The organism is Microbacterium sp. K41 (genome assembly GCF_004794395.1).
Lineage (GTDB): Bacteria > Actinomycetota > Actinomycetes > Actinomycetales > Microbacteriaceae > Microbacterium > Microbacterium sufflavum.
Genome location: NZ_SSDO01000488.1, coordinates 1 through 1,738, shown reverse-complemented (window position 1 = coordinate 1,738; position 1,738 = coordinate 1). Strand labels below are relative to the sequence as shown.

At 73.5% G+C, this 1,738-nt stretch carries 1 protein-coding gene and 1 pseudogene; one reads left to right on the top strand and one right to left on the bottom strand.

What is annotated here, in order from left to right; translation table 11 throughout:
• A pseudogene (locus tag DW309_RS16200) lies at positions 1-430 on the bottom strand (hypothetical protein); the annotation flags it as partial.
• 375 nt (positions 431-805) lie between these two features.
• Here DW309_RS16200 and DW309_RS16195 point away from each other — a divergent pair.
• The coding region (locus tag DW309_RS16195) for a glycosyltransferase family 2 protein (RefSeq protein WP_136045949.1) at positions 806-1,738 on the top strand (933 nt) is incomplete at its 3' end.

Genomic DNA, 1,738 nt, shown 5'->3' with positions numbered 1-1,738 from the left:
GGCGGAGGCTCCCGGCCAGGCGGTGGGCGTCGGAGCCGCGCACCCGGCGGAGCCGCGCCAGGTCGAACTCCCAGATCCCCTGGCCTGTGGCCGCCGCGAACAAGCGGTCGTCGAACCACGCGAGGCCGCCGGCGTGGATCGGGGCGGGCTCCAGGCGGCCGTCCTCCCCGGGGACGGCGAGCACCACGTCGAGGTGACGCGACCGGTTGAGGTCGATCATCGTGACCCGGGAGGCGAGGTGGCGGCCCGCCCTGTCCTGGCGGAACCAGCTCACCGCGAGCGTGCGTCGTCCGCGCAGCCGGCCCACGTCGATGCCCTGGGGATACCAGCGCTCGGTCCACGTGCGGGCGGACAGCCAGCGCAGGTCGATCCCGGTGCTCCGGCGGCGCCGTCGCACCGGTCGCCAGATCGTTCCGAACGGCCAGAGCATGGGCTCCATGGTCGCGGATGCCGGGTGACCGCGCCAATCGACGCGGCGCCCCGCATCGATTCGGCATCTCGTGGAGAGGTATGTATCATGTTACGTGTTGAGTGTTGATCTTCATGGAGTCGCTCTCGACGCACACCCCTCGGCCCGCTGGTGGGGGCCAGTAAACCGCGGGGTGGGCCGGCACCGCACGGTGTCGGTTTCCCGGGTGCTCGCACCCGGCAGTGCAACGCACTGGGGGTGTGGTTCGTTCGGGTGCGGACCACACCTCAGCGTTGTGCCTGCCGCGCCTCGCGTCACCCGCCGTTCACCGTGACGTCGCCGACCGGACACGCGCGACTGCGACGATCTCCGCACACCGCCCACCCCGGGAGTTCCGTGCGCACGCCCCTCGTCACCGTCATCCTTCCCGCGAAGGACGCCGGACCCTACATCGGGACGACCCTCGAGACCCTCACCCGGCAGTTCGACGACCCGCACGATCTGCAGCTCGTGGCGATCGACGACGGCTCCCGCGACGACACGCGCGCGCTCATGCAGCACTACGCCGACCGGTTCCCGCGCGCCAGGGTGGTGCACAACCCGACGCCGCGCGGCCTGGCGAGCGCCCGCAACCAGGGTCTCGCGCTCGTCGAGGGCGAGGCGTTCTGCTTCCTCGACGGCGACGACTGGTTGCAGCCGCGGCGGCTGGCCGTGCTGGCCTCTCGCCTGCGCGCGCTGCGCTGCGACTTCGTCCGCACCGATCACGTGACCGTCACCGGCACCCGCCGCACACTGGTGCGAGCGCCGTTCCCCTGGCGCGAGACCGTCGCCCCGCCGCGGAGCGCCATCCTGCCCGCCGACGAGCCGACCATGGTCGACTACCCGTACGCCTGGGCCGGGCTGTTCCACCGCCGCCTCCTCGACCGGGGCCTGGCCGGGTTCCCGCCCGGACTGTTCACCGCGGAGGACCGGCCGTGGATCTGGCGGCTGCACCTGGAGGCCTCGTCGTTCGCGGTCGTCGACGCCCCGGCACTGCTCTACCGCCGCGGCGTCGCGGGCTCGCTCACCCAGATCGCCGACCGGCGGCAGCTCGACTTCGCCGAGGCCCTGTCCCAGGTCGTCGCCCTGGCGCAGCGCGACCGCGACGCCGAGCGCTTCCTGCCCAAGGCCGTGTGGACCGCGCTCGCGCTCAGCTCGCACCACCTGGTGCGCTCGCGGCGTATGTCGCCGCCGGTGCGCGCGGAGATGCGGTCGCGCATCCGCGAGCTGCTCCGCGGTCTCCCCGCGCCGGAGGTCGCCGCCGTGGTCGAGCGGCTCGACGCGCCCCGG